This window comes from Pseudomonas guineae (genome assembly GCF_900113745.1).
Taxonomy (GTDB): Bacteria; Pseudomonadota; Gammaproteobacteria; order Pseudomonadales; family Pseudomonadaceae; genus Aquipseudomonas; species Aquipseudomonas guineae.
The window spans coordinates 258691-282730 of the sequence record NZ_FOQL01000002.1 but is presented as its reverse complement, the minus strand read 5'-3'; the positions used below and the strand labels follow the sequence as shown (position 1 = coordinate 282730).

Annotated in this window: 20 protein-coding genes; 17 read left to right on the top strand and 3 right to left on the bottom strand. The window is 59.2% G+C overall.

Going from position 1 to position 24040, the window contains the following annotated elements; translation table 11 throughout:
* Positions 1 to 25: 25 nt before the first annotated feature.
* Positions 26 to 667: a GNAT family N-acetyltransferase gene (locus BMZ32_RS10130; protein ID WP_090241850.1), complete on the bottom strand. Its 642-nt coding sequence runs from the start codon at positions 665 to 667 to the stop codon at positions 26 to 28.
* 144 nt (positions 668 to 811) lie between these two features.
* Here BMZ32_RS10130 and xthA point away from each other — a divergent pair, with 144 nt between their 5' ends.
* Positions 812 to 1627, top strand: a complete 816-nt coding sequence (xthA, locus tag BMZ32_RS10125) for an exodeoxyribonuclease III (protein WP_090241849.1) — start codon at positions 812 to 814, stop codon at positions 1625 to 1627.
* Positions 1628 to 1731: 104 nt separating this feature from the next.
* Positions 1732 to 3114: a substrate-binding domain-containing protein gene (locus BMZ32_RS10120; protein WP_090241848.1), complete on the top strand. Its 1383-nt coding sequence runs from the start codon at positions 1732 to 1734 to the stop codon at positions 3112 to 3114.
* 99 nt (positions 3115 to 3213) lie between these two features.
* Here the strand turns inward: BMZ32_RS10120 and BMZ32_RS10115 are convergent, their stop codons facing one another.
* Positions 3214 to 4443, bottom strand: a complete 1230-nt coding sequence (locus tag BMZ32_RS10115; protein ID WP_090241847.1) for an acyl-CoA dehydrogenase — start codon at positions 4441 to 4443, stop codon at positions 3214 to 3216.
* 157 nt (positions 4444 to 4600) lie between these two features.
* Here BMZ32_RS10115 and BMZ32_RS10110 point away from each other — a divergent pair, with 157 nt between their 5' ends.
* From BMZ32_RS10110 to BMZ32_RS10055, 12 genes are all read left to right on the top strand, one after another.
* Positions 4601 to 5533 (top strand): LysR family transcriptional regulator, encoded by a 933-nt coding sequence (locus BMZ32_RS10110; protein WP_090241846.1) that lies wholly within the window; start codon positions 4601 to 4603, stop codon positions 5531 to 5533.
* Positions 5534 to 5716: 183 nt separating this feature from the next.
* Positions 5717 to 6118, top strand: coding sequence for a MerR family transcriptional regulator (locus tag BMZ32_RS10105; RefSeq protein WP_090241845.1), 402 nt, complete (start codon positions 5717 to 5719; stop codon positions 6116 to 6118).
* Between the two features lie 29 nt (positions 6119 to 6147).
* Positions 6148 to 7311 carry an isovaleryl-CoA dehydrogenase gene (locus BMZ32_RS10100; protein WP_090241844.1) on the top strand — a complete coding sequence of 388 codons (1164 nt, stop codon included), beginning with the start codon at positions 6148 to 6150 and terminating at the stop codon, positions 7309 to 7311.
* Positions 7312 to 7330: 19 nt separating this feature from the next.
* Positions 7331 to 8938: a carboxyl transferase domain-containing protein gene (locus BMZ32_RS10095; protein WP_090241843.1), complete on the top strand. Its 1608-nt coding sequence runs from the start codon at positions 7331 to 7333 to the stop codon at positions 8936 to 8938.
* A gap of 104 nt (positions 8939 to 9042) precedes the next feature.
* On the top strand, positions 9043 to 9834 hold the full coding sequence (locus BMZ32_RS10090) for a gamma-carboxygeranoyl-CoA hydratase (RefSeq protein ID WP_090241842.1): 792 nt from the start codon (positions 9043 to 9045) through the stop codon (positions 9832 to 9834).
* Between the two features lie 94 nt (positions 9835 to 9928).
* Positions 9929 to 11890, top strand: coding sequence for an acetyl/propionyl/methylcrotonyl-CoA carboxylase subunit alpha (locus tag BMZ32_RS10085; RefSeq protein WP_090241841.1), 1962 nt, complete (start codon positions 9929 to 9931; stop codon positions 11888 to 11890).
* A 117-nt stretch (positions 11891 to 12007) separates the two neighbouring features.
* A complete protein-coding gene (locus BMZ32_RS10080) occupies positions 12008 to 12916 on the top strand; it encodes a hydroxymethylglutaryl-CoA lyase (RefSeq protein WP_090241840.1) in 909 nt (302 codons plus the stop codon).
* Positions 12917 to 12986: 70 nt separating this feature from the next.
* Complete coding sequence (locus BMZ32_RS10075) at positions 12987 to 14402, top strand: sigma-54 interaction domain-containing protein (RefSeq protein WP_090241839.1); 1416 nt, start codon at positions 12987 to 12989, stop codon at positions 14400 to 14402.
* A gap of 249 nt (positions 14403 to 14651) precedes the next feature.
* Positions 14652 to 16043 (top strand): GntP family permease, encoded by a 1392-nt coding sequence (locus BMZ32_RS10070; protein ID WP_090241838.1) that lies wholly within the window; start codon positions 14652 to 14654, stop codon positions 16041 to 16043.
* A gap of 24 nt (positions 16044 to 16067) precedes the next feature.
* Positions 16068 to 16835, top strand: a complete 768-nt coding sequence (locus BMZ32_RS10065) for a 3-hydroxybutyrate dehydrogenase (protein WP_090241837.1) — start codon at positions 16068 to 16070, stop codon at positions 16833 to 16835.
* 49 nt (positions 16836 to 16884) lie between these two features.
* Positions 16885 to 18231 carry a short-chain fatty acid transporter gene (locus BMZ32_RS10060; RefSeq protein WP_090241836.1) on the top strand — a complete coding sequence of 449 codons (1347 nt, stop codon included), beginning with the start codon at positions 16885 to 16887 and terminating at the stop codon, positions 18229 to 18231.
* 12 nt (positions 18232 to 18243) lie between these two features.
* Positions 18244 to 20199, top strand: coding sequence for an acetoacetate--CoA ligase (locus BMZ32_RS10055; RefSeq protein ID WP_090241835.1), 1956 nt, complete (start codon positions 18244 to 18246; stop codon positions 20197 to 20199).
* An 89-nt stretch (positions 20200 to 20288) separates the two neighbouring features.
* Here BMZ32_RS10055 and BMZ32_RS10050 read toward each other — a convergent pair whose 3' ends face one another.
* Positions 20289 to 21506 (bottom strand): PilT/PilU family type 4a pilus ATPase, encoded by a 1218-nt coding sequence (locus tag BMZ32_RS10050; protein ID WP_208598708.1) that lies wholly within the window; start codon positions 21504 to 21506, stop codon positions 20289 to 20291.
* Between the two features lie 142 nt (positions 21507 to 21648).
* On the opposite strand from BMZ32_RS10050, the gene BMZ32_RS10045 reads away from it, so the two are divergent.
* From BMZ32_RS10045 to BMZ32_RS10035, 3 genes are all read left to right on the top strand, one after another.
* The gene (locus BMZ32_RS10045; protein ID WP_090241834.1) at positions 21649 to 21927 is read left to right on the top strand and encodes a peptidylprolyl isomerase; all 279 of its coding nucleotides are present in this window, start codon (positions 21649 to 21651) and stop codon (positions 21925 to 21927) included.
* 3 nt (positions 21928 to 21930) lie between these two features.
* Complete coding sequence (locus tag BMZ32_RS10040) at positions 21931 to 22278, top strand: MmcQ/YjbR family DNA-binding protein (protein ID WP_090241833.1); 348 nt, start codon at positions 21931 to 21933, stop codon at positions 22276 to 22278.
* Positions 22279 to 22409: 131 nt separating this feature from the next.
* Positions 22410 to 23996 (top strand): ABC-F family ATPase, encoded by a 1587-nt coding sequence (locus BMZ32_RS10035; protein ID WP_090241832.1) that lies wholly within the window; start codon positions 22410 to 22412, stop codon positions 23994 to 23996.
* Positions 23997 to 24040 lie beyond the last annotated feature (44 nt).

The following is a 24040-nucleotide window of genomic DNA, read 5'->3' as shown; positions in this document are numbered from 1 at the left end:
ACCCAACACACCGAGTGCGCGTTAATCAGGCACTGACCTTAACCGCCATCTGTGGGCTGGGGTGGAAGAAAACATGCTCGACGACTGGGCCGATGGCCACTGTGCCAACTTCCTCGTAGCCCTGACGTTTGTAAAAGTCTAGGTAGTGCGCGTTGCCCGTATCGAGCACTACGCCGTGCGAGCCGGCATCTTCGGCGCACCAGTTGTGCAACGCTTCAAGCAGTTGCTCACCCAAATGCTTACCCTGGTACTGCGGGTGAATACCGAGCAATGGCAATAAGTGATACGGCCCTGGCGGCAGGCAAGCAAGCACAGCATCGTGGTATTCCAGATAGCGCTTAGTGCAGCGGAAACCAGCGGTCAGCAGCATACGCATACGCCAGCCCCAGCTTTCGGTGATATCCATACGCCGTTGCGGCGGTGCGATCAGCGCCATACCGATCAGCCGATCATCAATCAGCAAACCAATGGCTGGCAGGTCTTCGGCAAAGTGCTGCTGCACCAGCTCACGCACCGTGGCGCGCACACGCTGATCGTAACCGGGCCGCTCAGCTTCAAACAGGTAGGCAAAGGTCGGGTCGTAACGGTAGGCGTGATACAGCAACGAACGCGCTTCGCGGGCATAGCCGTTATCAAGCATGCGAACTTCGGCGAGACTGTTAGGCATCTGTTTGACCTCTATTTTTCTGGGTGTGTTGGGCCTGTGGCCACGTTAGCACCGTGCACAACGCGCCGCCACAGGCTGGCCGTTAGCGCGCGCAATGGGCTAGCATCACGGGTTTTCCAAAAACACCATTCAGGACAGCCGCCCATGAAGATCGTCTCCTTCAATATCAATGGCCTGCGTGCACGCCCTCATCAACTGGCCGCGTTGATCGATAAGCACCAGCCGGATGTCATTGGCCTGCAGGAAACCAAGGTGGCTGACGAGCAGTTCCCTGAATCAGCCATCCGCGAGCTGGGTTATCACGTCCACTGTCACGGCCAGAAAGGCCATTACGGCGTGGCTTTACTCTCGCGCCAGGAACCGTTGAGCCTGCATAAAGGCTTTCCCGGCGATGGCGAAGACGCCCAGCGTCGTTTCATCTATGGCACTTTCGCCGACGCTCAGGGCAACCCGGTGACGGTGATGAATGGCTACTTTCCGCAAGGTGAAAGCCGTGTCCACCCGACCAAGTTCCCAGCCAAACAACGCTTCTACGCTGACTTGCAGAATCTGCTGCTGAGCCAGTTCAGCCCACAGCAGCCGCTGGTGGTGATGGGCGATATCAACATCTCTACGGAAGACATCGACATCGGCATCGGTGAGCCGAATCGCTTGCGCTGGTTGAAAAGCGGTAAATGCAGCTTTCTCCCAGAAGAGCGCGAGTGGCTGGCCACGTTAAAAAACTGGGGCCTGGTCGACAGCTTCCGCCAGCTCAACCCGACGGTGAATGATCGCTTCAGCTGGTTCGATTACCGCAGCCGCGGTTTCGAAGACGAGCCCAAGCGTGGCCTGCGCATCGACGTCATTCTCGCCTCCCAGGCACTGCAGGCGCGGATTAAAGAGACGGGTATTGATTACGACCTGCGCGGCATGGAGAAGCCTTCGGATCACGCACCGATTTGGCTGGAACTGAGCGAATAACTCGGTATTAGAGCGTTTGCGTAGAAAAGTGACTGTCATATTGCAGTCACGTATTTGTCTTATCGTCGCGGCACTTTCACTCACCCATACAAGGTGTTTGTCGCATGCCGCGCGCCCACTCTGCTTCTGATCGTGAAACCTGGACCCGTACCATCAGCTTTTTGCTGCTGGGTTCGATCTGCTACGCCCTGCCTTGGTCAGTATTCGCGGCCCTGCCTGCGCCTTCTGATAGCAGCAGTGTGCTGCGCATCCAAGGCTCCAATACCATTGGTGCGAAGTTGGGTCCGGCGTTGGTCAAAGGGTTGTTTGAACAACAAGGTCTGAGCGCCATCCGCATCGACGCCGGCGCGGCGGAAAACGAACAGAAGATCAGTGCTAAAACCACCGATGGCCGCAACATGAGTATTGACGTGGCGGCCCATGGTTCGGGTACCGGCTTTACTGCACTGGCCGATGGCAGCGCCGAACTGGCGGCTTCATCACGGCCGATCAAGGACAGCGAAGCCACTCTCCTACTCCCCCTAGGTGACCTGAAAAGCGCCAGCGCCGAGCAGATCATCGCCCTCGATGGTCTGGCGATCATCCTGCACCCCGACAACCCTGTATCCGCTCTAAGCACCGAACAGTTGGCGCAGGTGTTTGCAGGCGAAATCAACGACTGGGCACAACTGGGCGCACCGGCCGGAGCGATCAATCTGTACGCCCGCGACGACAAGTCCGGCACCTATGACACCTTCAAAGAATTGGTGCTCAGTGCTAATGGCAAAGCTCTGGCCAGCAACGCTAAGCGTTTCGAATCCAGCGAGAAGCTTTCTGATTTAGTCAGTCAAGACCGTAACGGTATTGGCTTTATCGGCTTACCTTATATCCGCCAGGCCAAGGCGGTGGCCATTGCAGCCGGCGACTCGCAACCCATGCTGCCGAGCCTGACCTTGATTGCCACCGAAGATTACCCACTGTCGCGCCGGTTGTTTTTTTACAACCAGCCGCAACTGAACAACCCTTGGGCACGGGCCCTCGTGAAGTTCGCCCATAGCCCGCGCGGCCAAGCGATTGTCGAGCAAAGCGGGTTTATCGCGCAGACCGTACAGGCAGTGAAGATCACCACACATGCGCACATGCCTGCGCGCTACCAGACCTTGGCTGAGCAGGCTCAGCGCTTGTCAGTGAACTTCCGCTTTCAGGAAGGCAGCGCCAGCCTGGATAACAAGGCCCTGCGCGACCTAAACCGCTTGCAGGCCTATCTCCGCGAGCAGAACAAGCTACAAGGCAAAGTGGTATTAGTTGGTTTCGGCGATGCCAAGGCAGATCCCGCCCGCGCCGAACTGCTGTCCAAATTACGTGCCATGGCCGTTCGCCGTGAGCTGAGTAAAGCAGGCGTGATCTTCCGCGACATCATTGGTTTGGGTGATGAACTGCCAGTGGCCACCAACAGCGCTGATGAAGGACGGATCAAAAATCGTCGGGTTGAAGTCTGGGTTTACTGATCAACCTTAATAACTCATTTGCACCGCCGGCAGCGGCGCTAACCGATAACGCACAAGGCCCGCATATGCGGGCCTTGTGCTGTGAAGTGCTGAAACGCTTTAACGGCTGGCGTTCATCACATCTTTAGACACGTACTTACCGATCTCGAACTTGCCAATCGCCGCGCGATGCACTTCGTCCGGACCATCAGCCAGGCGCAGCGTGCGCTGCATCGCATACCAGTAGGCCAATGGGAAGTCGCCGGAAACCCCAGCACCGCCATGCATCTGGATCGCGCGGTCGATCACTTTCAGCGCCACGTTAGGCGCGACTACCTTGATCTGGGCGATTTCACTCGCGGCAATTTTATTGCCCACGGTATCCATCATGTAGGCCGCATTGAGGGTCAACAGGCGCGCCATGTTGATTTCCATCCGCGAGTCAGCGATGTGGTCGATGTTACCGCCCAGACGCGCCAGCGGCTTACCGAAAGCGCTACGACTGATGGAACGCTCGCACATCAGTTTCAATGCGCGCTCGGCCATACCGATAGAACGCATGCAGTGGTGAATGCGACCTGGGCCAAGACGGCCTTGGGCGATTTCAAAGCCACGCCCTTCACCCAACAGCACGCTGTCGTAGGGCACACGCACGTTTTCGAACAGCACTTCAGCGTGGCCGTGCGGCGCGTCGTCGTAGCCGAATACCGTCAAGGGGCGCAGCACTTTCACGCCGGGAGTGTCCATCGGCACCAGAATCATCGAGTGCTGCGCATGGCGAGGGCCATCGGGGTTGGTCAGGCCCATGAAAATCATGATCTTGCAGCGCGGATCGCAGGCACCGGAGGTCCACCACTTGCGGCCGTTGATCACCCACTCATCACCTTCACGTACGGCGCGAGCTTCCATATTGGTGGCATCGCTTGAGGCAACGCCAGGCTCGGTCATGGCGAAAGCCGAGCGGATGGTGCCGTCCAACAATGGCTTGAGCCACTTTTCTTTCTGCGCTTCATTGGCGTAGCGCACCAATACTTCCATGTTACCGGTGTCGGGAGCCGCGCAGTTGAACGGCTCGGGGCCAATCAAGGAGCTACCCATGATTTCTGCCAGCGGCGCGTACTCGCTGTTGGTCAGGCCTGCGCCCAGTTCGGAGTCGGGCAGGAATAGGTTCCATAGGCCTTCAGCTTTAGCCTTGGCTTTCAACTCATCCATGATCGCAGTGGGCTGCCAGCGGTCGCCTTGATTGATCTGTTGCTCGAACACGGCTTCAGCTGGGTAGACATGCGTTTCCATAAACGCGGTAACGCGTTCACGTAACTGCTGAACCTTGGGGGAGTAAGCGAAATCCATGAGGGGTACCTTCTGGCGCTGATTTTTAGGAAATTCGGTGAGGTGAAATGATGCTAGAACAGGGGTTAAGATTTATCTAATCTATTCTCAGCGTGTATAAACATTCATCACCGATATATGATCGGCTAATACCGACAACCTGCAGAGCGAGCGTGTCATGAATCTCAACAAGGTCGACCTCAACCTCTTTGTCGTCTTCGATGCCATTTATACCGAGGCCAATCTGACCCGCGCGGGGCAGATTGTCGGCATTACCCAGCCCGCTGTATCCAACGCTCTGGCGCGCCTGCGCGAAACCTTTAATGACCCACTGTTCGTGCGCACCGCGCAGGGCATGGTGCCCACGCCAATGGCGCAGAACATCATCAGCCCGGTGCGCAATGCGCTACAGCAACTGCGCATCTCCGTGCAGGAAAGCCGCATCTTCAACCCGAGCCAAGCCAACAAGACCTTCCGCATCAGCATGACCGACCTCACTGAAGCGATCATCTTGCCGCCGCTGTTTCAACGTCTGCGCCGTATGGCCCCCAACGTAAATATTGAAAGCATGCTGGCACGTCGCCGTGAGACCACCAAAGAACTGGCCGCCGGTCGCCTAGACTTCGCCGTGGATGCACCGCTCAATACTGACCCGCAAGTGCGTCACGTCAAGCTGATGGAAGACCGCTACGTTTGCGCCCTGCGCAAGAGTCACCCCTTGGCCAAGGACAAGATCAGCCTCGACGAATACATGGGCCTGACCCACATTCATATTTCCAGCCGCCGCAGCGGCCTCGGCCACGTTGACCTGGCGTTGGGGCGTATGGGCATGCAGCGCAAAATTGCCCTGCGCTCCCAGCATTACCTGATGGCCACCACGGTACTGCAAGGCACCGACATGGCCATGACTGTGCCGGAACGCTTTGCCCGGCGTAACGACCTGCATTATGTGGAACTACCGGTCAAGGATATGACACCGCTGGAAACCCACATCTATTGGCACGAAAGCACCGATCAAGACCCGGCTAATCGCTGGATGCGCGAGCAGATTATCGAGATTGCCCAGCAAGCATTAGCCCAAGAAGCGAAAGCAGTAAAAGCTTTAGCTTAACTCTCTATATATCTGATAAATAAAATATTTATCAGATATTCCCCATTACATAAACGCCTGCAGGAACCACCGCGCAGGCGCGTGCAGCTACCCTCCGCAGCAGCTCTCTTACGTTCACCGCCTAGCTTGACACGTGCTCAACGCAGCTTTACGTTAACGTAAAGGTAAATCAAGAGACCGAACATGGCTGCCTCTACCTATTCCATTTCCGATCTAGCCCGCGAGCTGGATATCACCACCCGTGCCATTCGTTTTTACGAAGAGCAGCAGATGCTCAGCCCCGAACGACGCGGACAAGAGCGCATCTACAGCGCTAAAGACAAGGTCGCCCTCAAGCTGATCCTGCGTGGCAAGCGCATTGGCTTTTCCCTGGCTGAATGCAAAGAGCTAATTGAGTTGTACGACCCGGTCCATGGCAACCACAAGCAGCTGCATACCTTTATGAGCAAGATTGCCGAACGCCGTGCCCAGCTCGAACAGCAGTTACTGGATATTCAACAGATGCAACTTGAATTGGATACAGCCGAAGAACGTTGTCTTGCAGCTCTGGCCGAAACCGATAAAAAACAAGTGATTACCTCTTAAACCTAAGAACAATTAGTACAGGTGGAACCATGAGCTATCCGTCCCTCAACTTCGCCCTCGGCGACACCATCGACATGCTGCGCGAGCAGACGCAGGCCTTTGTTGCAGCCGAGCTGGCGCCACGCGCCGCCGCCATCGACAGCGAGAACCAGTTCCCGGCCGATATGTGGAAGAAGTTCGGCGACATGGGCCTGCTCGGCATCACTGTTGATGAGGAATACGGTGGCTCTGGGTTGGGTTATCTGGCTCACGTGATTGCCATGGAAGAGATCAGTCGCGCCTCAGCCTCGGTTGCCCTCTCCTACGGCGCCCACTCCAACCTGTGTGTGAACCAGATCAAGCGCAATGGCACCGCCGCGCAGAAAGCCAAGTACCTGCCCAAGCTGGTTAGCGGTGAGCATGTCGGTGCGCTGGCCATGAGCGAGCCGAATGCCGGCTCCGATGTGGTGTCGATGAAGCTGCGCGCCGACAAACAAGGCGACCGCTATGTGCTCAACGGCAGCAAAACCTGGATCACCAACGGCCCCGACGCCAACACCTACGTGATCTACGCCAAAACCGACCTGGACAAAGGCGCGCATGGCATCAGCGCCTTTATCGTCGAGCGCGACTGGAGGGGTTTTAGCCGCGGCAGCAAGTTCGACAAACTCGGCATGCGTGGTTCCAATACCTGTGAGCTTTTCTTCGACAACGTCGAAGTGCCAGAAGAGAACGTCCTCGGTCAGCTCAATGGCGGCGTGCGCGTACTGATGAGCGGCCTCGACTACGAACGCGTGGTGCTCTCAGGCGGCCCAACCGGGATCATGCAGGCCTGCATGGATGTGATCGTACCTTACATCCACGACCGCAAGCAGTTCGGCCAGAGCATCGGCGAGTTCCAGCTGATACAGGGCAAAGTCGCCGACATGTACACCCAGCTCAATGCCAGCCGCGCCTACCTGTATGCCGTGGCCCAGGCCTGCGACCATGGCGAAACCACGCGCAAGGACGCCGCCGGGGTCATTCTCTATACCGCTGAGCGCGCCACGCAAATGGCCCTCGATGCCATCCAGATTCTCGGCGGTAACGGTTATATCAACGAATACCCCACCGGCCGCCTGCTGCGTGACGCCAAGCTCTACGAGATCGGTGCGGGCACCAGCGAAATTCGTCGGATGCTGATCGGCCGTGAGCTGTTCAACGAAACCAAATAAGCCTGACGGAGCGCGCCAGATGGCCATTCTGCATACCCAGATCAATACCCGCTCGCCGGAGTTCGCCGCCAATAGCAAGGCGATGCTGACCCAGGTGAATGACCTGCGCGCCCTGCTCGCCCGTGTGCATGATGGCGGCGGTGCCAAGGCCCAGGAGCGCCATACCTCGCGCGGCAAGTTGCTACCCCGCGAGCGCATCAACCGTCTGCTCGACTCCGGTTCACCCTTCCTCGAAATCGGCCAGTTAGCCGCCTACGAGGTGTATGGCGAAGACGTACCAGCAGCCGGCGTGGTGGCGGGCATTGGCCGGGTTGAAGGCGTGGAATGCATGATCGTGGCCAACGATGCCACGGTCAAAGGCGGCAGCTACTACCCATTGACGGTGAAAAAACACCTGCGCGCGCAGACCATCGCCCAGCAGAACCGCCTGCCATGCATCTACCTGGTGGACTCCGGCGGCGCCAACCTGCCGCGCCAGGATGATGTGTTTCCAGACCGCGAACACTTCGGCCGAATATTCTTCAACCAGGCCAACATGAGCGCCATGGGCATCCCGCAAATCGCCGTGGTCATGGGTTCCTGCACCGCGGGCGGCGCGTATGTGCCGGCCATGGCCGATGAAGCGATCATGGTGCGCAACCAAGCGACCATCTTCCTCGCAGGCCCGCCGCTGGTAAAAGCCGCCACCGGTGAAGTAGTCAGCGCTGAAGACCTGGGCGGCGCCGATGTGCACTGCAAAACCAGCGGCGTGGCCGACCATTACGCCGACAACGATGAGCATGCGCTAGCCCTGGCCCGTCGCTGTATTAGCAATTTGAACTGGCGCAAGCTCGGCGTAATCAATAGCCGTGCGCCGATCAACCCGCTGTACAGCGGTGAGGAGCTGTACGGGGTGATCCCGGCCGACGCCAAGCAGCCCTTCGATGTGCGCGAGGTGATTGCCCGCACCGTCGATGGCAGCGTATTTGATGAATTCAAGGCGCTGTTCGGCGCGACCCTGGTCTGCGGCTTTGCGCATATCCACGGCTATCCGGTGGCGATCCTCGCCAATAATGGGATTCTGTTCGCCGAATCGGCGCAAAAAGGCGCGCACTTTATCGAGTTGGCCTGCCAGCGTGGCATTCCGCTGGTATTTCTGCAGAACATCACCGGCTTTATGGTCGGGCAGAAGTACGAAGCCGGCGGCATCGCCAAGCACGGCGCCAAGCTGGTCAACGCCGTGGCCTGTGCCAAAGTACCGAAGTTCACCGTGATAATCGGTGGCAGCTTCGGCGCCGGTAACTACGGCATGTGCGGCCGCGCCTTTGAGCCGCGTTTCTTGTGGATGTGGCCGAACGCACGCATCGGCGTGATGGGCGCCGAACAGGCTGCCGGTGTGCTGGTGCAGGTTAAGCACGAGCAGGCGGCGCGCGCCGGGCAGAGCTTCTCGGCAGAGGATGAGGCGGCGCTCAAGCAACCGATCCTCGAACAATACGAGCGCCAGGGTCACCCCTACTACTCCAGCGCCCGCTTGTGGGACGACGGCGTCATCGACCCGGCGCAAACCCGCGATGTACTGGGCCTGGCGCTGTCTGCCAGCCTCAACGCGCCGATCGAACCGACGCAGTTCGGCATATTCCGCATGTAACCGTAGGGTGGATCGGGGCGCGTAGCTGGCGTTTTATCTATCCACCGATTCGCCACTGATGGTGGAAGAGAAAAACGTCTTCCACCCTACCCAAGGCCCTAGTAATGATTGACTTCACCACCATCGAGCTTGAAACAGACCCGCGCGGTTTCGCCACGCTTTGGCTCAATCGCGCCGACAAGCACAACGCCTTTAACGCCGAAATGATCCGCGAACTGATTCTTGCCCTCGACGCAGTGAAGGCTGATAAATCTCTGCGCTTTCTGCTGCTGCGCGGCCGTGGTAAGCACTTCTCCGCCGGTGCTGATTTGGCCTGGATGCAACACGCCGCCACGTTGGACTACACCGCCAACCTGGCTGACTCGCGCGAACTGGCCGAGCTGATGCACAACCTTTATCAGCTGAAGATTCCGACCCTGGCCGTGGTGCAAGGTGCGGCCTTCGGTGGCGCGTTGGGCCTGATCAGTTGCTGCGATATGGCCATCGGCACCAGCGACGCGCAGCTGTGCCTGTCGGAAGTTCGCATCGGCTTGGCGCCAGCTGTGATCAGCCCTTTCGTTGTGCAAGCGATTGGTGAGCGCGCAGCGCGGCGATATGCACTCACCGCCGAGCGCTTTAGCGGTGCACAGGCGCAGGCGCTGGGTTTGTTTGCCGAGAGCTATCCGCCTGCTGAGTTGGACGCTCAGGTCGAACACTGGATCAGCACCCTGCTGCTCAACAGCCCGCAAGCCATGCAGGCCAGCAAAGACTTGCTGCGTGAAGTCGGCAGCGGCGTGCTGACCCCGGCCCTGCGCCGCTATACCGAAAACGCCATTGCCCGTATCCGCGTCAGTGCGGAAGGTCAGGAAGGTCTGCGCGCTTTCCTGGATAAACGCAAACCGAGCTGGCAGGAGTAATGACCATGATCATCGTCCTTGACGCAGTGGTTATTTTCGCCCTGCGCGGCCAGCTGCTCGATAAACCTAAGCCCGCCTGGCAGGAGCCATCCGCATGAGCCTCAAGCCTATCGACACATTGCTGGTAGCCAACCGTGGCGAAATCGCCTGTCGGGTGATGCACACGGCCAAAGCCATGGGCATTCGTACGGTGGCGGTACACAGCGCCATCGATGCAAACGCGCGCCATGTGCGCGAAGCCGATGTGGCAGTAAACCTCGGCGGGGCCAAGCCGGCAGACAGTTACCTGCTGGTGGATAAGCTGATCGCCGCCGCCCAGGCCAGCGGCGCCCAAGCGATTCACCCTGGCTATGGCTTTCTTTCGGAAAACGCCGGCTTTGCCCGCGCCATTGAAGCCGCTGGGCTGATCTTTCTCGGCCCGCCTGCCTCAGCCATCGATGCCATGGGCAGCAAATCCGCCGCCAAAGCCTTGATGGACGCCGCCGGCGTACCGCTGGTGCCGGGTTATCACGGCGAAGCGCAGGATGCGCAAACCTTCTGCGACGCGTCTGCGCGTATCGGCTATCCCGTACTGCTCAAAGCCACGGCAGGTGGCGGCGGCAAGGGCATGAAGGTGGTTGAACGCGAAAGCGAACTGGCCGAAGCGCTGGCCTCGGCCCAGCGCGAAGCGCAGTCGTCGTTTGGCGACTCGCGCATGCTGGTAGAGAAATACGTGCTCAAGCCACGCCATGTGGAAATCCAGGTATTCGCCGACAGTCACGGCAACTGCCTGTACCTGAACGAGCGCGACTGCTCGATCCAACGCCGTCACCAGAAAGTGGTCGAAGAAGCGCCGGCGCCTGGGCTGACGCCCGAACTGCGCCGTGCCATGGGCGAAGCCGCAGTAAAAGCCGCACAAGCCATCGGCTATGTCGGCGCCGGCACCGTAGAGTTCCTGCTGGATGAGCGCGGCGACTTCTTCTTTATGGAGATGAACACCCGCCTGCAAGTTGAACACCCGGTGACCGAGCTGATCACCGGCCTCGACCTCGTCGCTTGGCAGATCCGCGTAGCCCGTGGCGAAGCACTGCCGATCAGCCAAGAGCAAGTACCACTGATCGGCCACGCCATCGAAGTGCGCCTGTACGCAGAAGATCCGGACAACGACTTCCTGCCGGCCACCGGCACCCTGGCGCTGTACCGCGAAGCAGCAGCGGGCCCAGGCCGGCGCGTCGACAGCGGCGTCAGTGAAGGCGATGAAGTCTCGCCGTTCTACGACCCTATGCTCGGCAAGCTGATCGCCTGGGGCGAAAACCGCGAAGAGGCACGCCTGCGCCTGCTGGCCATGCTCAAGGAAACCTGCGTGGGCGGCGTGCGCACCAACCTGACATTCCTCACCCGCGTACTGGCCCACCCGGCCTTTGCCGCAGCGGAACTGGACACCGGCTTTATCCCGCGCCATGAAGCACAACTGCTGCCACCAGTGAGCGAACTGCCTGCCGAGTTCTGGCAGTTAGCCGCCAAAGCCTTCGTGCAGAGCGAGGCGCCGCAGCAGCGCCATGACGACTACCACTCTCCGTGGGCCAGTAACAACGGCTTGCGCCTGGGCCTGCCGGCAGAAACCGACCTGCACTTAAGTTGCCAGGGGGAACGGCAGGTGGTGCGCCTGCGTCACGCGGCCGCCTCAACGGTGCAGTTGCACGGCGAAACGCTGTCGGTGACCTGTGATGGTTTGCGCCAGCAGCATCAGGCGATCCGTCGTGGGAATACTTTGTATCTGCAATACGCCGGCGAACTGCGCAGCGTTCAGCGCTTCGACCCCATCGCCGAAGTCGAAGCCAGCCACAGCCAGCACGGCGGCCTGACCGCCCCCATGAACGGCAGCATCGTGCGGGTACTGGTCGAAGCCGGTCAGCAGGTCGAGGCCGGCACCGCACTGGTGGTGCTGGAAGCAATGAAGATGGAGCACAGCATCCGCGCCGCCCATGCCGGAACGGTCAAGGCGCTGTATTGCAACGAAGGCGAGATGGTCAGCGAAGGCGCGGTGCTGGTCGAACTCGACGAAGCCAGCGCATAACAACGTAGGGTGGACATCGCGTTTAATGTCCACCAGGGCATTTACAGCGAATGGTCATGGCGGATGGGGAAAGCGCCAGCTGCGCCTCTCTATCAACCATACATACGGAGAAAGTGCATGAACCTACCCAAACAAGTGCGCCTGGTCGAAGTCGGCCCGCGCGACGGTTTGCAGAACGAGAAACAGCCGATCAGCGTCGCCGACAAAGTGCGCTTGGTCGATGACCTGTCCGCCGCTGGGCTTAGCTATATCGAAGTCGGTAGCTTCGTCTCACCCAAGTGGGTGCCGCAGATGGCCGGGAGCGCCGAGGTTTTTGCGCAAATCCAGCAGCAGCCAGGCGTCACCTACGCCGCCCTCACCCCCAATCTGCGTGGCTTTGAAGCCGCGCTTGAGGCCGGCGTAAAAGAAGTCGCCGTATTCGCCGCCGCCTCTGAGGCCTTCTCGCAAAAGAACATCAACTGCTCGATTGCCGAGAGCCTTGAGCGCTTTGTGCCGCTAATGGTCGCAGCCAAACAGCACGGTGTGCGCGTACGCGGCTATGTTTCCTGCGTGCTGGGCTGCCCGTATGACGGCAGCGTAGCGCCCGAGCAGATCGCCCTAGTCGCCCGTGAATTATTCGCCATGGGCTGCTATGAAGTGTCGCTGGGCGACACCATCGGCGCCGGCACGGCGGGTGATACCCGACGCTTGTTCGAGGTAGTTGGCCGCGATATACCGCGTGAAAAGCTGGCCGGACACTTCCATGACACTTACGGCCAGGCCCTGGCGAATATCTACGCCAGCCTGCTTGAAGGCATCAGCGTATTCGACAGTTCGGTCGCCGGCCTGGGCGGTTGCCCCTACGCCAAAGGCGCGACCGGCAACGTGGCAACCGAAGACGTGCTGTACCTGCTCAACGGTTTGGGCATAGAAACCGGCATCGATATGGACAAGCTGATTAGCGCTGGCCAGCGCATCTGCACCGTGCTGGATAAACCCAATGGTTCGCGCGTGGCGCGGGCTACGCTGGCGAGACAGCTTCGGTGAGCGCGATCAACTTCCCCGGCCCACGCCACAGCGATTAAGCTGGGCCTTTTACCTGTTGCCGAGACATCCAATGAGCGATGAATCCACCCTGCGTGACTATCAGCACGTGCGTCTGCTGGCCATCCGCTCGCTATTCGAGATTATCGAGCAGTCCAGTGAAGGTACGGTGATCGTTGATAAACAGGCACGCATCGTTTGGATGAACGAACGTTATGCGCGCCGCTATGGTCTTGAGCAGGCCAGCGTAGCTATCGGGCAGGAAGTGGAGAAAGTCATCCCCTGTAGCCTACTGCGTCAGGTGGTAGAGACCGGCCAGCCGATACTCTTGGACATGCTTGATACGCCTGGCGGGCCGTTGGTGGTGATGCGCCTGCCGATTCACGACGATGCCGGCACGGTGATTGGCGCTATCGGTTTTGCGCTATTCGACCAACTGAAGAATCTCGCGCCGCTGGTTACCCGTTTTATGCAGATCCAGGAAGAGCTCGCCTCGACCCGCTCCTTATTGCAGGCACGCCAGGCCAAATACAGCTTTGCCCATTTTATTGGCAGCAGCGCAGCCAGCATGGAGATCAAGCGCCGGGCGCGGCGCGGCGCCACCAGTGAATCGCCGATCCTGTTGTTGGGCGAAACCGGCACCGGTAAGGAACTGCTGGCCCATGCGATTCACCATGCGTCCGCTCGGGCACACAAAGCCTTCGTCGGGGTTAACTGTGCGGCGATTCCGGAAAATCTGCTGGAAGCCGAATTTTTCGGCACAGCGCCTGGGGCGTTTACCGGCGCAGACCGTAAAGGACGTCCCGGCAAACTGCAGATCGCCGAGGGCGGCACGCTGTTTCTCGATGAAGTTGGCGACATGCCCCTGGCCATGCAGAGCAAGCTGTTGCGCGTGTTGCAGGAGCATGAATACGAGCCGGTAGGTTCCAACGAAATCCGCCGCTGTGATGTGCGCCTGGTGGCAGCCACCTCACTGGACCTGCAAGCCGCGGTGGATGCCGGGCGTTTCCGCGCCGACCTTTACTATCGACTGAATGTGCTGCCGCTGCTGGTGCCGCCCCTGCGCGAGCGTCTCGATGATTTGCCAGCGCTGTGCGAGGCCATGCTTGAAGTATTACCGGGCCATCACGAACTTGCCGCCGATGCCCTGAACCTGCTGGCTAGCCATAGCTGGCCGGGCAATATCCGCGAACTGCGCAACGTGCTTGAGCGCGCCGCCCTGTTGAGTGACGAAACCCTGCTCAGCGCCGCCGCCCTCAGTGCTGCAATCGGCCGTTTGAATCCGATAGTGAAGACGACTCCGAGCACACCCGGGCCAGCCAGCTTGGACACTGCAAATTTCTATGCCGCCCGCGAGGCATTCGAGCGCGAACTGCTGCGCCAGGCCCTTGTTGAAGCGGCCGGCAATGTGCCGCAAGCCGCGCAGCGCCTGGGCCTGGGACGCTCCACCCTGTACAAGAAGCTGCTCGCCCTGGGCCTCTCATCCTAAAACAGAGACTGAATCTCCATAAAGAGACAGCCCATTTTTCAATGTCTACAGCTGAATACAGCGTTAATTTCGTCTCACTAGTAAGACAAGGCAATTAACCAGCCCCTTCAAAAATCAATAAAAATTATTTAAATCAATCACTTAACTAGTTGGCACAGAAATAGCTATTGCTCTCTCGCGGCCTCTCCGTCGCTTACAAAAACAATTATCGCTGCCGGTACGCCGCACGCGAAACCAGGAGATTGCTCCATGAGCGTAATCATTGCCCTCGCGGCACTTGCCTTGCTGATGCTCGCCGCCTATCGCGGCTACAGCGTCATTCTGTTCGCCCCCATCGCGGCCCTTGGCGCCGTTCTGCTCACCGATCCATCCGCTGTGGCACCCGCCTTCACAGGCGTGTTCATGGAAAAGATGGTCGGCTTTATCAAACTGTACTTCCCAGTGTTTTTGCTCGGTGCGGTGTTCGGCAAGCTGATTGAGCTATCCGGCTTCTCGCGCTCTATTGTCGCCGCCGCTATCCGCTTGTTCGGCTCAAACCAAGCAATGCTGGTCATCGTGTTGGTCTGCGCCTTGCTTACCTACGGCGGGGTTTCGCTGTTCGTGGTGGTGTTCGCCGTCTACCCCTTTGCTGCCGAGATGTTCCGCCAGAGCAACATCCCCAAGCGCCTGATCCCGGCGACTATTGCCCTCGGTGCGTTCAGCTTCACCATGGACGCCCTGCCCGGCACGCCGCAGATCCAGAACATCATCCCCACCGCGTTCTTCGGCACCACCTCATGGGCCGCGCCTTGGCTGGGGCTGATCGGCAGTATCTTTGTGTTCAGCGCTGGCATGCTTTATCTGCATCGCCAACTGCGCAAAGCCAAGCACAAGGATGAAGGCTACGGCACAGAGCTGCGCAATGAACCGGAAACCCCGGAAGACATTTCCCTGCCCAACCCTTGGTTGGCACTCGCACCCCTAGTTTTGGTAGGCATTGCCAATCTGCTACTAACGCGCTGGATCCCCCTGGTTTATGGCGAGACACATAGCCTGCAGCTGGCCGGCATGGCCGCGCCGGTGCAAAGCGAAGTGGCCAAGCTGACCGGCATCTGGGCAGTACAGGCGGCACTGCTGCTGGGTATTATGTTCGTACTGATCTGCGCCTTCCGAGTTATTCGCAATAAACTCGCTGAAGGCACCAAAACCGCCGTTGGTGGGGCGCTGTTGGCGTCGATGAACACCGCATCGGAGTACGGCTTCGGTGCGGTGATCGCCTCACTGCCAGGCTTTTTGGTGCTGTCCGATGCGCTGAAGAACATTCCCAATCCGCTGGTTAACGAGGCCATCACCGTCACCTTGCTGGCCGGCATCACCGGCTCGGCATCGGGTGGCATGAGTATTGCGCTGGCCGCAATGTCCGAGACCTTTATCGCGGCCGCCAATGCCGCCAACATTCCGCTCGAAGTGCTGCACCGAGTGGCCTCAATGGCCAGTGGCGGTATGGATACTCTGCCGCACAACGGCGCAGTGATTACCTTGCTGGCGGTTACCGGTCTGACCCACCGCGAGGCCTACAAAGACATTTTCGGCATTACCCTGATCAAAACCCTGGCGGTGTTTGTGGTGATCGCTACCTTCTATGCCACCGGCATTGTCTGACCTCAACAACGCAGGAGAACACCCATGAATCTGCAAGGTAAAGTGGCTTTGGTCACTGGATCCACCAGCGGTATCGGTTTAGGTATCGCCCTGAAGTTGGCTGAAGCCGGCGCTGACTTAGTGCTCAACGGTTTTGGCGACAGCGACACTGCCGTCGCGGCGGTACGCGCCCATGGCGTGCGGGCCGAGCATCACCCGGCGGACATGAGCAAGCCTGAGGAAATCGAGGCACTGATGCATTTCGCCGCCAGCACCTTTGCCGGCGTGGACATCCTCGTCAATAACGCCGGCATCCAGCATGTGGCGCCGGTTGAAGACTTCCCGGTAGAACGCTGGGACGCAATCATCGCAATCAACCTCAGCGCCGCTTTCCACACCACCCGTCTGGCCATGCCGAGCATGCGTGCACGTAACTGGGGACGAATTATCAATATCGCCTCAGCTCACGGCCTGGCTGCCTCAGCCGGCAAGAGCGCTTATGTGGCCGCCAAGCACGGTTTGATTGGCCTGACTAAAAGCGTGGCGCTGGAAACGGCCACCACCGGTATCACCTGCAACGCCATCTGCCCCGGCTGGGTGCTGACGCCCTTGGTGCAAAAACAGATTGATGACCGCACCGTCGATGGTGACAGCGCCCGCGCACGTGAGGAATTACTGGGCGAGAAACAGCCGTCACTGGATTTCGTCACCCCCGAACAGCTCGGCGAGCTGGCCCTGTTCCTCTGCAGCGATGCCGCTATTCAGGTGCGTGGCGCCGCCTGGAACATGGACGGAGGCTGGCTGGCCCGCTAACCCGCTAACCCGCTAAATTTTCACCCCACAACAATAAAAAGGAAGTGCCATGTTCGCCCGAATTACCCACTGGAATGTGCAGCTGGTTCAGCGCTACCTGCCTTCACCATTCGTGTTCTCTGCCCTGCTCAGCCTGTTCGTGCTGGCGCTGGCGATGTTCAGCACCCAGCAGGGGCTGCCGACCATGGTCAAGCACTGGAATGCCGGGTTCTGGACCCTGCTGGCGTTCGCCATGCAAATGGCCTTGGTGTTTGTTACCGGCCATGCGCTGGCCAGCGCCCCGCCATTGCGTCGCCTGCTTGACCGTCTGGCCGCCATTCCGCGCAGCCCGACTCAGGCCATCGTGATGATCACCCTGATCAGTTTGCTCGGCTGCTGGATCAACTGGGGCTTTGGCCTGGTCATTGGTGCAGTGATGGCCCGCGCCCTCGCACGCCAGGTCAAAGGCGTCGATTACCCGCTGCTGGTGGCCTCGGCATACACTGGTTTCCTGATCTGGCATGGCGGTCTGTCGGGCTCGATCCCGCTGGCACTGGCTGGCGGCGGCGCCGATGTCGCCCGCATCAGCGGCGGTGTGATCACCGAAGCCATTGGCATCCAGATGACCCTGTTCACCCCACTGAACCTGAGCATCATCGCCTTGTTGCTGATCGGCCTGCCATTGCTCAACCGCGCCATGCACCCGAGCCCGGCACAATGCAAAACAGCCGATCCCGCGCTACTCGCCGAACCCGAAGGCGAACTGCCGGCACGCGACACACCGGCGCAACGCCTGGATGACAGCCGCCTGCTTGGCCTGGCACTGGTGGCCATGGCCGCTGTGTATTTTGTCGGGCACTTCATGGGCAAAGGCTTTGCCCTCGACCTCAACACCGTCATCGGGATTTTTCTGTTCCTCGGTTTGCTCATGCATGGCTCGCCTGAGCGCTATATGCGCGCCGTGGATATCAGCGTGCGCGGTATCGGCGGCATCGTCCTGCTGTTCCCCTTCTACGCGGGGATTATGGGCATGATGACCGGAGCTAATGCTGACGGCATATCGCTGGCTGGGCAGATCAGCCAGCTGTTTATCGAGGGTTCGTCTGCAGACAGCTTCCCGCTGCTGGCCTTCCTCAGCGCGGGCGTGGTCAACGTCTTCGTACCCTCCGGCGGCGGGCAGTGGGCCGTACAAGGGCCGATCATGCTGCCAGCGGGTCAGGCCCTGGGCGTTGCACCCGCGGTGACCGCCATGGCGATTGCCTGGGGCGACGCCTGGACCAACATGATCCAGCCGTTCTGGGCCCTGCCCTTACTCGGCATCGTCGGCCTCGGTGCCCGCGACATCATGGGCTATTGCCTGATTGCCCTGGTTTACTCTGGCCTGGTGATTGCCGGCTGCTTCTACTTTCTTGCCTGATTGGATGAACCGATGAACGCTCCCCTCTGGACGCCCTCCGCAGAACGTATCGCCGCCACGCGCATGGAAGCCTTTCGCCGCTTCGTTAACCAGCGCCACAGCCTGCAGTTGGCCGACTACCCGGCCCTGCACGCGTGGAGCGTGAGTGCGCGTGAAGCCTTTTGGCAGGCCATTGTTGATTTCTTCGACGTGCGTTTTAGCCGGCAACCTGAACAGGTTCTGCAAGAAGGTCCGGCCATGCCCAGCGCCAGCTGGTTTCCCGGCGCCACGCTGAATTTTGCAGAGCACCTACTGCGCCGCCGTGATGGTCACACGGCGCTGGTGGCGATTGCTGAAGACGGCAGCCGCGAGCAGCTCAGTTACGCCGAGCTAGCCGCCCACGTTGCCGGCCTGCAAAAAAGCCTGCAACAAGCAGGCGTCGGCATCGGTGACCGCGTTGCCGCTTTTATGCCCAATACCTGGCAAACCCTGGTCGGCATGCTGGCCGCCAGCAGTCTCGGCGCCACCTGGTCGAGTTGCTCGCCGGACTTCGGCACCCAGGGCGTGATCGACCGTTTCGGCCAGATCGAACCCAACGTGCTGATAGCCGCAGCTGGCTATCGCTACGCGGGCAAGAATCTGGATTTGACCAGCAAGCTCAATGAAATCCTCGAGCGTCTGCCGTCACTGCAGCAGCTGATCGTAGTGCCTTACGCCAACACCCAGGCCAACGTTGCTGACTTCCACTCAACCGCCAAGGTCGCGTTGTGGCAGGACTTCTATCAGGCTGGCGGCGAGCCAGAGTTCACTCAGGTTCCCTTCGATCACCCGCTGTATATCCTCTACTCCAGCGGCACCACCGGCGTGCCCAAGTGCATCGTCCACGGCACCGGCGGCACCTTGCTGCAGCACGTCAAGGAACTGGGGCTGCACACTGACCTGCAGGCTGATGACACGCTGTTCTACTACACCACCTGCGGCTGGATGATGTGGAACTGGCTGATCTCGGGTCTGGCAGTTGGGGCCACCCTGGTGCTGTTCGACGGCTCGCCCTTCCATCCGGGAGCCGAGCGGCTGATCGACCTGATCGACGCTGAGGACATCAGCATCTTCGGTACAAGCGCTAAGTTTATTGCGGCACTTGAGAAAGCTGGAGCCAAGCCGGGTAAAACCCACAAGCTGCGACGTCTCAAGGCCATTCTGTCGACCGGTTCGCCGCTGTCCCACGAGAGCTTCGAGTACGTGTACCGCGAGATCAAAGCCGACGTCTGCCTGTCGTCAATCTCGGGCGGCACCGATATCGTCTCTTGCTTCGCCCTCGGCAACCCGGTGCTACCGGTATGGCGAGGTGAGCTGCAGTGCAAGGGCCTAGGCATGGACGTACAGGTGTGGAATGAAGCCGGCCAGCCGGTAACGGGCGAGAAAGGCGAACTGGTCTGCGCGCAGCACTTCCCGTGCATGCCGATCGGTTTCTGGCAGGACGCCGATGGCAGTAAATTTCAGGCCGCCTATTTCGAGACCTTCCCCGGTATCTGGGCCCATGGCGACTATGCGGAAATTACAGCACAGGGCGGTTTGGTAATTCACGGCCGCTCGGATGCAGTACTCAACCCCGGCGGCGTACGTATTGGCACAGCCGAGATCTACCGCCAGGTGGAGAAGGTTGAAGACGTACTGGAATCGATTGCCATCGGCCAGGAATGGGACGATGACGTGCGCGTGGTGCTGTTTGTGCGCTTGCGTGACGGCGTGTCGCTCACTGACGAACTGCAGACGCAGATCCGCCAGATGATCCGCAGCAACACCACGCCGCGCCACGTGCCCGCCAAGATCATCGCGGTCAGCGATATCCCACGCACGATCAGCGGCAAGATTGTCGAACTGGCAGTTCGCAACGTGGTGCACGGCAAACCGGTGAAAAACACCGATGCCTTGGCCAATCCGCAGGCGCTGCAGTTGTTCCGCGATTTACCAGTGCTACAGAGCTGACGCACCAGCCAGCTGTTGCATCCACAAAAATGCGCAGGGTTAGGCAAAGGCCTAGCCCTGCGGCTGATCCAGACTCACCCGCAACAGGGCTAAATCCCCTGGCGACCCGGATCTTCGGGCGGCAGGTCGATTTCAATATCCTCCAGCTTTAACTCAAGCCCCCACTCGCCCGCCGGTGCGGGTGTGACTGGCCGCGCTGCAGCGGCAACCGGAGCTGGCGCTGCGACGGCGGCCGGTGCGCTTGGGGTCTCACGGTAAAGCTTGAGCTTGAGGCGTACGTTATTCGCCGAGTCAGCATTCTTCACGGCTTCCTCTTCATCGATCGAACCTTCATTAACCAGATCGATCAGTGCCTGATCGAAGGTCTGCATGCCGAGGTTCTTCGATTTCTCCATGATCTCTTTGATCTCGGAAAACTCGTTGCGCTTGATCAGGTCACGAATGGTCGGCGTGCCTAGCAGCACTTCAACCGCCGCCCGGCGCTTGCCGTCGACAGTCTTGACCAACCGCTGCGAAACGAACGCCTTGAGGTTATTGCCTAAGTCATTAAGCAGCTGCGGTCGACGGTCCTCCGGAAAGAAGTTGATGATGCGGTCCAATGCCTGGTTAGCGTTGTTGGCGTGCAGCGTGGAGATCGCCAGGTGTCCAGTATCGGCAAACGCTAGAGCATGCTCCATGGTCTCGCGGTCACGGATTTCGCCGATCAAGATCACATCCGGCGCCTGGCGCAGGGTATTCTTCAGCGCGGCGTGAAAACTGCGGGTATCAACACCCACTTCACGCTGGTTGATGATCGATTTTTTGTGCTTATGCACATACTCCACTGGGTCTTCGATGGTGATGATATGGCCGCCGCTGTTGCGGTTGCGGTAGTCAATCAAGGCTGCCAGGGAGGTCGATTTACCCGAGCCAGTACCGCCAACGAAGAGCACCAGACCGCGCTTCTCCATCACCGTCTTGAGCAGTACTTCTGGTAGTTTAAGATCTTCGAACCTAGGAATATCCAGCTTGATATTGCGCGCGACGATCGACACTTCATTGCGCTGCTTAAAGATGTTGATACGAAAACGCCCAACACCAGCAATCGAGATGGCTAGGTTCATCTCTAACTCACGCTCAAACTCCTCGCGCTGCGCGACATCCATCACCGCGTCGGCGATTGCCGCCACCTCGCCGGCTTTCAGTGACTCGGCACTAAGCGCCTTCAGGACGCCATTGAACTTAGCGCAGGGCGGCGCTCCGGTTGAAAGGTAAAGATCCGACCCGTCCTGGCTGGACAGGACTTTGAGCATGGCATTGAGGTCCATAACGACTTATTCCGCAGGTTGGATTGATTACCTTAGGCCAAGATCGAAGCGCACCTAGAAGAAAACCGACGCGCGCCCGGCTCAAGCGCTAAGCAATTGAAATACTGGCACAATACACGCCTTAAAAAACGAGGAGCCCGTCATGGCAAAGGCAATGGCCCGCCACATTCTGGTGAAAACCGAAGCAGAAGCTTGCGCACTGAAAAAGCGCATTGCCGCCGGCGAAGCATTTGATGTGCTGGCCCGTAAACACTCCACCTGCCCGTCCGGAAAGAAAGGCGGTGACCTGGGTGAAGTGCGCCCAGGGCAGATGGTGCGTGCTATCGACCAGGTGATTTTCAAAAAACCGGTGCGCGAAGTACACGGTCCGGTGAAAAGCCAGTTTGGCTATCATCTGGTACAGGTTTTCTACCGGGAGTAAGCCATGACGCCAGAGCAGGTCGCGACTTTTTGCCTAAGCCTGCCCGGCGCCCGCGAAGACATCAAATGGGGCGGCGTGCGGGTGTTCTCATTGGCCGAGAGCAAGATGTTCGCCCTGTTTAACCTGAGTGGTCGTGACGGTCTGGCCTTCAAAGTCGATCACGATTTGTTTCTCAGCTTCTGCGACCGCCCCGGTATCCGTCCTGCGCCTTATCTGGCGCGCGCCCGCTGGGTCAGCATGAGCGCCCCTTACCCGCTGAGCGATAGCGAACTGCGAGAGCTGCTCACGCGCTCGCATCAATTAGTAGTGACTAAGTTGCCCAAACGCCTGAAGTTAGGTCTGTTGCTTTAATTGCCACATAACGTGCAATCGCAACGCCTCAACAAAGCCGCCTATCCCATCCGCTGCCTTTTGTCGCCATAACCCGCTACAATCGCGCCCCTTTCGCGCCCCTGCGCCCGCTCAACCTTGGACCAAGATTCGTGATCTCCACCGCAAACATCACCATGCAATTCGGCGCCAAGCCGCTGTTCGAGAACGTTTCCGTCAAGTTTGGTGGCGGCAACCGTTACGGCCTGATCGGGGCCAACGGCTGCGGCAAGTCGACCTTTATGAAAATTCTCGGTGATGATCTGGAGTCATCCGGTGGCCAGGTGATGCTGGAGCCGAACGTACGCTTGGGTAAGTTGCGTCAGGATCAGTTCGCCTACGAAGAATTTAGCGTGATCGACACCGTGATCATGGGCCACGAAGAGCTGTGGAAGATTAAAGCAGAGCGTGATCGCATCTATTCGCTGGCCGAAATGAGCGAAGAAGACGGCATGAAGGTCGGCGAACTTGAAGGTGAGTTCGCTGAAATGGACGGCTACACCGCCGAGTCCCGTGCCGGTGAATTGCTGCTGGGGCTGGGTATCCCGCTGGAACAACATTTCGGCCCGATGAGCGAAGTCGCGCCGGGCTGGAAGCTACGCGTTTTGCTGGCGCAGGCGCTGTTCTCCGACCCAGAAGTGTTGCTGTTGGACGAACCAACCAACCACTTGGACATCAACACCATCCGCTGGCTGGAAAACATCCTCACCCAGCGCAACAGCACCATGATCATCATTTCTCACGACCGTCACTTCCTCAACAGCGTGTGCACCCACATGGCTGACCTAGATTACGGCGAGCTGCGTCTGTTCCCCGGCAACTACGATGAGTACATGACCGCAGCGACCCAGTCGCGCGAGCAGTTGCTGTCCGATAACGCCAAGAAGAAAGCGCAGATCAACGAGCTGCAAAGCTTCGTTAGCCGTTTCTCAGCCAACGCCTCGAAATCCAAGCAGGCTTCCTCGCGCGCTAAGCAGATCGACAAGATCCAACTGGCTGAGGTCAAGCCATCTAGCCGCGTCAGCCCGTTCATTCGTTTCGAACAAAACAAAAAGCTGCACCGCCAGGCTGTGATGATCGACAAAATGGCCAAGGGCTTCGACGGCAAAGCACTGTTCAAAAACTTCAGCTTCCAGGTTGAAGCCGGCGAGCGCGTAGCGATCATCGGCCCGAACGGTATCGGTAAAACCACTCTGCTGCGCACCTTGGTCGGCGAACTAACCCCGGATGCCGGTAGCGTGAAATGGACCGACAGCGCCGAGCTGGGCTACTACGCCCAGGATCACGCTCACGACTTCGAGCGCGACGACACCCTGTTCGATTGGATGGGCCAGTGGACCACCGGCGAGCAGATGATCCGTGGCACGCTGGGCCGCATGCTGTTCAGCAACGATGACATCCTCAAGTCGGTGAAGGTCATCTCTGGTGGTGAGCAAGGCCGCATGTTGTTCGGCAAGCTGATCCTGCAAAAGCCCAACGTGCTGATCATGGACGAACCGACCAACCACTTGGACATGGAATCCATCGAGGCACTGAACCTGGCGCTGGAAAACTACCCAGGCACATTGATTTTCGTCAGCCACGACCGTGAGTTTGTGGGCTCCTTGGCCACGCGCATCATCGAGCTGTCAGCCAACGGTATTACCGACTTCAGCGGTACTTACGACGACTACCTGCGTAGTCAGGGCGTGATCGTTTAAACCGACGTCCAGGCGGTGTAAAAAAGCCCGCTCATTGAGCGGGC

Coding starts and splice junctions, on each gene's coding strand:
- BMZ32_RS10130 (WP_090241850.1), bottom strand. CDS start 667: ATGCCTAACAGTCTCGCCGAAGTTCGCATGCTTGATAACGGCTATGCC.
- xthA (WP_090241849.1), top strand. CDS start 812: ATGAAGATCGTCTCCTTCAATATCAATGGCCTGCGTGCACGCCCTCAT.
- BMZ32_RS10120 (WP_090241848.1), top strand. CDS start 1,732: ATGCCGCGCGCCCACTCTGCTTCTGATCGTGAAACCTGGACCCGTACC.
- BMZ32_RS10115 (WP_090241847.1), bottom strand. CDS start 4,443: ATGGATTTCGCTTACTCCCCCAAGGTTCAGCAGTTACGTGAACGCGTT.
- BMZ32_RS10110 (WP_090241846.1), top strand. CDS start 4,601: ATGAATCTCAACAAGGTCGACCTCAACCTCTTTGTCGTCTTCGATGCC.
- BMZ32_RS10105 (WP_090241845.1), top strand. CDS start 5,717: ATGGCTGCCTCTACCTATTCCATTTCCGATCTAGCCCGCGAGCTGGAT.
- BMZ32_RS10100 (WP_090241844.1), top strand. CDS start 6,148: ATGAGCTATCCGTCCCTCAACTTCGCCCTCGGCGACACCATCGACATG.
- BMZ32_RS10095 (WP_090241843.1), top strand. CDS start 7,331: ATGGCCATTCTGCATACCCAGATCAATACCCGCTCGCCGGAGTTCGCC.
- BMZ32_RS10090 (WP_090241842.1), top strand. CDS start 9,043: ATGATTGACTTCACCACCATCGAGCTTGAAACAGACCCGCGCGGTTTC.
- BMZ32_RS10085 (WP_090241841.1), top strand. CDS start 9,929: ATGAGCCTCAAGCCTATCGACACATTGCTGGTAGCCAACCGTGGCGAA.
- BMZ32_RS10080 (WP_090241840.1), top strand. CDS start 12,008: ATGAACCTACCCAAACAAGTGCGCCTGGTCGAAGTCGGCCCGCGCGAC.
- BMZ32_RS10075 (WP_090241839.1), top strand. CDS start 12,987: ATGAGCGATGAATCCACCCTGCGTGACTATCAGCACGTGCGTCTGCTG.
- BMZ32_RS10070 (WP_090241838.1), top strand. CDS start 14,652: ATGAGCGTAATCATTGCCCTCGCGGCACTTGCCTTGCTGATGCTCGCC.
- BMZ32_RS10065 (WP_090241837.1), top strand. CDS start 16,068: ATGAATCTGCAAGGTAAAGTGGCTTTGGTCACTGGATCCACCAGCGGT.
- BMZ32_RS10060 (WP_090241836.1), top strand. CDS start 16,885: ATGTTCGCCCGAATTACCCACTGGAATGTGCAGCTGGTTCAGCGCTAC.
- BMZ32_RS10055 (WP_090241835.1), top strand. CDS start 18,244: ATGAACGCTCCCCTCTGGACGCCCTCCGCAGAACGTATCGCCGCCACG.
- BMZ32_RS10050 (WP_208598708.1), bottom strand. CDS start 21,506: ATGGACCTCAATGCCATGCTCAAAGTCCTGTCCAGCCAGGACGGGTCG.
- BMZ32_RS10045 (WP_090241834.1), top strand. CDS start 21,649: ATGGCAAAGGCAATGGCCCGCCACATTCTGGTGAAAACCGAAGCAGAA.
- BMZ32_RS10040 (WP_090241833.1), top strand. CDS start 21,931: ATGACGCCAGAGCAGGTCGCGACTTTTTGCCTAAGCCTGCCCGGCGCC.